Consider the following 6,000-nt stretch of genomic DNA (forward strand, 5'->3'; position numbering starts at 1 on the left):
CCTTCTCGGTCCCTGCGGTCAGCGGACGGTCTCCAGGACCTCCGAGGCGCCCAGGGCCTCGGCGATCTCGGTGAGCGCGTCCTCCGACAGGGCCTTCAGCTCCTTCTCACTGACGCCCAGGTCGTCGAGGACCTGAGAGTCGCCGACCGGACCGTGCGGCACGGCGTCCGCGGAGCCGGCGACCACGGCGGTGTCGTCGTCCTCTTCCTCGTCGTCACCGTCCTCGGTGCCGTCGAGGTCGAGGGCGTCGAGGTCGGGGCCGTCGTCGGCGGGCTCCCTTCCGAGCAGTTCGTCGGTGAGCAGGATCTCGCCGTACGAGCTGCGGGAAGCGGCGGCGGCGTCCGAGACGTAGATACGGGGGTCGTCCTCGCCGTCGATGCGGACGACGCCGAACCAGGCGTCCTCCTGCTCGATCAGCACGAGCACCGTGTCGTCCTCGGCCGCGGCTTCCCGGGCGAGGTCGGCCAGATCCGACAGCGTCTCCACATTGTCGAGGAGCTCTGTGTCGCTCGCTTCCCACCCGTCTTCGGTGCGCGCGAGCAGTGCGGCGAAGTACACCGTGACTCTCCCACTGGTCATAGGTGTGCCGGTCGGGGGTCCCCCCGGCGGAGGTTCGGGCGGGGAGAGCTCGGCTCCGAGCCCCACCCACTCGGAATCGTGGCAGAAACAAGGCGTTCAGGGGACGTCTTCGGCACCCTGTGTCCGGTGGTTTTGATCGCACGCGCGTCGGCACGTCGGTGAAGTACTCACCAGCGCACTCGTCGCCGCCACGAGCGGGATCGTACGCGGCTTTTCCAAGGCCCCACGCACGGCCACCTGTTCAGCGCGCCTACGGTGCTCCGTCGGCGCCCCGGGACGCGTGATCTTTCTTACCAACGGAAGGTCCGCATGCGCATCGCGTGCCGCAGCCGGGCCACCTTCGCCCGGCGCGGCTGCACCCGGTCGCGCAGTTCTCGGGCCTCCGCGAGATCGCGCAGGAACTGCGCGCGTCGGCGCCGGCGCTCGGCGTCGGTCTCCTGTGACGACGGTTCGTGCTCAGGCAGGTCAGGCATCGGTTCACCACCCCAGTCCGTCCCTCCCACTTTCCCCCGGTCGGGCGGTTTGACGCCAGCGCGAGGGGTTCCGTGGACCCGGCTACTGTTGTGGACATGCGTCTCCACGTCGTCGACCACCCTCTGGTCGCCCACAAACTCACCACGCTGCGCGACCAGCGCACCGACTCCGCGACCTTCCGCCGCCTCGCCGACGAGCTGGTCACCCTGCTCGCCTACGAGGCCACGCGCGACGTGCGCACCGAGGCGGTCGACATCCGGACCCCGGTCGCCGCCACGACCGGCGTGAAGCTGTCGTACCCCCGCCCGCTGGTGGTCCCGATCCTGCGTGCCGGGCTCGGCATGCTGGACGGGATGGTCCGTCTGCTGCCGACCGCCGAGGTGGGGTTCCTCGGCATGATCCGCAACGAGGAGACGCTGCAGGCCACCACGTACGCCGCGCGCATGCCGGAGGACCTCTCCGGGCGGCAGGTGTACGTCCTCGACCCGATGCTCGCGACCGGCGGCACCCTGGTCGCGGCGATCCGTGAGCTGATCAAGCGCGGCGCGGACGACGTGACGGCGGTGGTCCTCCTGGCCGCCCCGGAGGGCGTGGAGATCATGGAGCGCGAGCTGGCGGGCACACCGGTCACGGTGGTCACGGCCGCGGTCGACGACCACCTCAACGAACACGGCTACATCGTCCCGGGCCTCGGCGACGCGGGCGACCGCCTGTACGGCTCGGCCGAGTAGTCCTCCGGCGGTTCAGCGGTTGTTTGTGCGGGTGTGGTGGGGGCCGGCGTTCTTGCGCTGTTCCCCGCGCCCCTGAGTGCCTGCGGCGGCCTGTGCGGGTTCGGTCGGGTAGGGGGAAGTAGCGGACGGTCCGTCGTGGTGCGCGACACGGTGGACGCTCCCTCGTGGACGCCGGTGACTGCAACTCCCCAGGGGCGCGGGGAACTGCGCGACCAGCCCCCCACCGGCCCGCACCCGCCCTACGGCTTCCCTGTCCTACGACAGCTCAACAGCCCTTCTTGGACGTCGTGGACGCCGGCGCGGGCGCCCTCAGTGCCGCCAGGGCCTTGTCGGCGGCCGCCTTGCTGTTGAGGCTCTTGAAGCCGGACCCGATGATGAGGTCCACCTCGGCACCCTTGCGGGTGTCCGTGCGGGTCTCTGCGGAGGCGAGCTGCGTGCCCAGGACCGGCAGGGAGGTCCTGAGGGCGGACGACGGTCCGAGCAGTACCCCCGTGCCCTTGACCTTCTTGTCGTAGGTCGCCGTCGCGTTGCCCACGTCGCCGATCTTGAAGCCCCGCTTCTTCAGCTCGTCCGCCGTCTTCTTGGCGAGCCCGCCGCGAGCCGTGGCGTTCAGGACGTTGACGGTGATCTGGCCCGGCTTGGGGAGAGGGGCCGCGGAGGGAGAGGGGGACGCGCCGGCCTTGGTCCTGCAGCCCGACTTGGAGCCGGCCGCGGAGGCCCGGTCCCCACCGCCCGTGAACACGTCGATGAGCTGGAGCGTGCCCCAGCCGACCAGGCTCAGCGCGGCGACGGAGGCCACCGCACCGACCGCGAGCCTGCCGCGCCGCCGGGGCCGACGCATCCGGGGGTACTTGTCGCCCGTGATCCGGTACTTACCGCCCATGCCGGGGGGCGTCAGCATGCTCATGGGCGCAGCGTAGTGCGCGCGGGCGGCAATGCCTACTAGATGATCATTGACCCGCGCGCAGGAGAACCCGAAAGGGCCAAACCTTTACAGCGCGGTCACTCAGTCCAGCTCGAGCACGCGCGCGTGCAGCACCTGTCGCTGCTGGAGCGCCGCCCGCACCGCGCGGTGCAGGCCGTCCTCCAGGTACAGGTCGCCCTGCCATTTCACGACGTGCGCGAAGAGGTCGCCGTAGAACGTGGAGTCCTCGGCGAGCAGGGTCTCCAGGTCGAGTTGGCCCTTGGTCGTCACGAGTTGATCGAGGCGGACCGGGCGCGGTGCGACGTCCGCCCACTGCCGGGTGCTTTCCCGGCCGTGGTCGGGGTACGGCCGGCCGTTTCCGATGCGCTTGAAGATCACACGGAAAGCCTACCGGTCAAGACCTTCCGGGCGCAGCCATGGCGGGCGAGTGCGACGCTGGAAAAAAGGTGTGAAAAGGGGCGTAGCGGGAGCAGGGGTTTGGTATGAGCGAGCGAAAGCCCCCTCCGCGGGGCGAGACGGGGGCCGCCGCGGCAACCGCCGACCGGTCCATGCCGCAGGCACAGTCCGGCCCCGCCGCGCTGCCCCGGGAGGCCCTGGAGATCGCCTCCGGCTACGCCTTCACCGGGCCCGCGCTCGATCTCGGCGCGCTGCTGTGGGACGGCGTCTGCCTGCCGGACGCGCAGGTCAGGATCCCCCTGCCGATGCTCAACCGGCACGGACTCGTCGCCGGCGCCACCGGCACCGGCAAGACCAAGACGCTCCAGCTCATCGCCGAGCAGTTGTCGGCGCAGGGGGTCCCGGTCTTCCTCGCCGACATCAAGGGCGATGTGTCGGGGATCTCCGCACCGGGCGCGCGGAACGAGAAGGTGCAGGCCAGGGCCGCGGAAGTGCACCAGCGGTGGGAGCCCAACGGCTTCCCGGCGGAGTTCTACGCCCTCGGTGGCATCGGGAACGGCATTCCGGTCCGGGCCACCGTCACCAGCTTCGGGCCGCTGCTGCTGTCCAAGGTGCTCCAGCTCAACCAGACCCAGGAGCAGTCCCTCGGCCTGATCTTCCACTACGCCGACCGGAAGGGGCTGGAACTGGTCGACCTCAAGGACCTGCGGGCCGTCGTGGCCTTCCTGACCTCGGACGAGGGCAAGGGCGAGCTGAAGAACATCGGGGGTCTGTCCACCGCCACGGCCGGGGTCATCCTGCGCTCCCTCACCGCCTTCGAGGCGGAGGGCATGGCCGACTTCTTCGGGGAGCCGGAGTTCGACACCGCCGAGCTGCTGCGGACCGCGGACGACGGGCGCGGACTGGTCTCCGTCCTGGAACTGGCTGCCGTACAGGACAGGCCGCGGCTCTTCTCGACCTTCCTGATGTGGCTGCTCGCCGATCTGTTCCACGACCTTCCGGAGGTCGGGGACGTCGACCGGCCGAAGCTCGTCTTCTTCTTCGACGAGGCGCACCTGCTTTTCAACGGGGCCTCGAAGGCGTTCCTCGACTCCCTCACCCAGACCGTGCGGCTGATTCGCTCGAAAGGAGTCGGCGTCTTCTTCGTCACCCAGACCGCGAAGGACGTACCCGCCGACGTCCTCGCCCAGCTCGGCAACCGGGTCCAGCACGCGCTGCGGGCCTTCACGCCGGACGACCAGAAGGCGTTGAAGGCGACCGTGCGGACCTTTCCCGACTCCGCGTACGACCTGGAGGAGCTGCTCACCGGCCTGGGGACGGGAGAGGCCGTGGTGACGGTGCTGAGCGAGAAGGGGGCGCCCACGCCCGTCGCCGCGACCCGCCTGCGCGCCCCCGAGTCCCTGATGGGCCCCGTCGACGCCGACGCGCTGGACTCGGCGGTCAGGTCCTCCTCGCTGTACGGGCGTTACGCACAGGCTGTGGACAGGGAGTCGGCGTACGAGAAGCTCGGCTCCCGCGGGGCCAAGGGCCCGGACGAGATGAAGGCCCCGCCCCCGGCTCGCGCGGACGACCCCTCCGTGGTCGAACAGGTCGTCGGCAGCGGCGTGTTCAAGTCGCTCGCGCGGTCGCTGGGCACGCAGATCGGGCGTGAGATCACCCGCTCGCTCTTCGGTACGGCTCGGAGGAGGCGGCGGTAGCCCCGCCTCCTCCGGCGGATCAGCCGCGTTTCTCCTCTCTCACCGGCGGCTGCTTCTTCGTGCTCTGCGGTTTCGGCGCGTTGCGTGCGGCCTCCGCGCGCAACAGGGCGCGCAGGACCGCGTACGGATCGACGGGCATGACGATGTTCCTTGCGTGAGTGCTGAACAGGCCTGGGGAAGCGGGCTCTGTCAGCAGCGCAGGACCACGGAACGCAGGGCGGGCAGCGCGTACGGCGGCCGCGGGGGCGCCGGGACGGGAGGGTCCGCCGACACACCGGGAACCGTCTCCGGCCACGGCACGGGCCGCAGAGGTACGGCCGCTCGGTGGACGGTACGGGCAGGGGGCCGCAGCGCGGTGTCGAGGACGTCGTACTCGACGATCTCCCCGGCGGGGACGGGCGGCATCGTGTGCGCCTGTACATGCGCACCGGGGACCAGCAGCGCGAGCAGCAGCACGAGCGCCCGCAGCCAGTCACGGCTGCCCGGGGGACGACGTACGGAACTCACACAGGTCGTCTCCCCGCCCGGCACGCGCGTTTCATCACTTCGGCCGGGGGATTCACCCGACTGGAGGGGTGGGCGCGGCGGGTCGGGTGGGGCCACAGGTTCTCGCCCCGCGCGCGGGGCCGGGCGATGCGGATCGGTCGGTCCCGGTGCTGTGGCGAGGCGTGGCGGGGCAGCCGCTCGGCGAGCATCGTCTCGCCCGCGCCGGGCGGCCCTTCCAGGAACGGGCGGCGGCCCGCTGCGGGCGCGACCTCCACGACCGTCCCCACCGAGGTCTGACCGGCGTGGGCCGCTCACTCCCCGAGTCCACGACGGCCGCCGGCACCCGGCCCCGACTGTGTCCGAGAGCCGGGGGGTGACGCCTGCCGGGTCCTCGTCCAGTGGGTGGCGTGCCGGTCGGGGATCTGGCCGGCAATTTCCGGTGACGGTCATGTGGATGCCCGGTGGGTCGTGGCCGGGGACGGCGGTGTCCGAGGGTGTGGCCTCGCGTCTGCCGGGTCCTCGTCCGGCGGCGCGGCCCACACCGCGGTGGAGCTCGCCGAGGGGCTGCGGGTCAGGTCCGAACGGATGCGGGCCAACCTGGACATGACGGCCAGTCTGGTCGTCACCGAGCGGGTGGCCGCGTACCTCGCCCCGCTGCTCGGCAAGGCCGGGGCCAGGAAGCTGATGACCGAGGCCGCGCGGGTGGCGGGCC

At 71.3% G+C, this 6,000-nt stretch carries 7 protein-coding genes and 2 pseudogenes; 3 read left to right on the forward strand and 6 right to left on the reverse strand.

Going from position 1 to position 6,000, the window contains the following annotated elements; all coding sequences use genetic code 11:
• Nucleotides 1-18 precede the first annotated feature (18 nt).
• On the reverse strand, nt 19-558 hold the full coding sequence (locus tag ABZ098_RS26170) for a hypothetical protein (RefSeq protein ID WP_356595065.1): 540 nt from the start codon (nt 556-558) through the stop codon (nt 19-21).
• Nucleotides 559-869: 311 nt separating this feature from the next.
• The gene (locus tag ABZ098_RS26175) at nt 870-1,052 is read right to left on the reverse strand and encodes a hypothetical protein (RefSeq protein ID WP_007383124.1); all 183 of its coding nucleotides are present in this window, start codon (nt 1,050-1,052) and stop codon (nt 870-872) included.
• Between the two features lie 96 nt (nt 1,053-1,148).
• Here ABZ098_RS26175 and upp point away from each other — a divergent pair, with 96 nt between their 5' ends.
• Nucleotides 1,149-1,784, forward strand: a complete 636-nt coding sequence (gene upp / locus ABZ098_RS26180; protein ID WP_053850800.1) for a uracil phosphoribosyltransferase — start codon at nt 1,149-1,151, stop codon at nt 1,782-1,784.
• Nucleotides 1,785-2,049: 265 nt separating this feature from the next.
• Here upp and ABZ098_RS26185 read toward each other — a convergent pair whose 3' ends face one another.
• Nucleotides 2,050-2,691 (reverse strand): LytR C-terminal domain-containing protein, encoded by a 642-nt coding sequence (locus tag ABZ098_RS26185; RefSeq protein WP_356595025.1) that lies wholly within the window; start codon nt 2,689-2,691, stop codon nt 2,050-2,052.
• A 99-nt stretch (nt 2,692-2,790) separates the two neighbouring features.
• Nucleotides 2,791-3,087 carry a type II toxin-antitoxin system VapB family antitoxin gene (locus tag ABZ098_RS26190; protein WP_003999914.1) on the reverse strand — a complete coding sequence of 99 codons (297 nt, stop codon included), beginning with the start codon at nt 3,085-3,087 and terminating at the stop codon, nt 2,791-2,793.
• Nucleotides 3,088-3,257: 170 nt separating this feature from the next.
• On the opposite strand from ABZ098_RS26190, the gene ABZ098_RS26195 reads away from it, so the two are divergent.
• A complete protein-coding gene (locus tag ABZ098_RS26195; protein ID WP_356595067.1) occupies nt 3,258-4,802 on the forward strand; it encodes a helicase HerA-like domain-containing protein in 1,545 nt (514 codons plus the stop codon).
• A gap of 189 nt (nt 4,803-4,991) precedes the next feature.
• Here ABZ098_RS26195 and ABZ098_RS26200 read toward each other — a convergent pair whose 3' ends face one another.
• Nucleotides 4,992-5,309 (reverse strand): hypothetical protein, encoded by a 318-nt coding sequence (locus ABZ098_RS26200; protein ID WP_356595027.1) that lies wholly within the window; start codon nt 5,307-5,309, stop codon nt 4,992-4,994.
• A pseudogene (locus ABZ098_RS26205) lies at nt 5,306-5,587 on the reverse strand (ATP-binding protein); the annotation flags it as partial. The pseudogene ABZ098_RS26205 and the gene ABZ098_RS26200, both read right to left, overlap by 4 nt.
• 226 nt (nt 5,588-5,813) lie before the next feature.
• On the opposite strand from ABZ098_RS26205, the pseudogene ABZ098_RS26210 reads away from it, so the two are divergent.
• A pseudogene (locus tag ABZ098_RS26210) lies at nt 5,814-6,000 on the forward strand (3-carboxy-cis,cis-muconate cycloisomerase); the annotation flags it as partial.

This window comes from Streptomyces sp. NPDC006335, assembly GCF_040612795.1.
GTDB lineage: Bacteria > Actinomycetota > Actinomycetes > Streptomycetales > Streptomycetaceae > Streptomyces.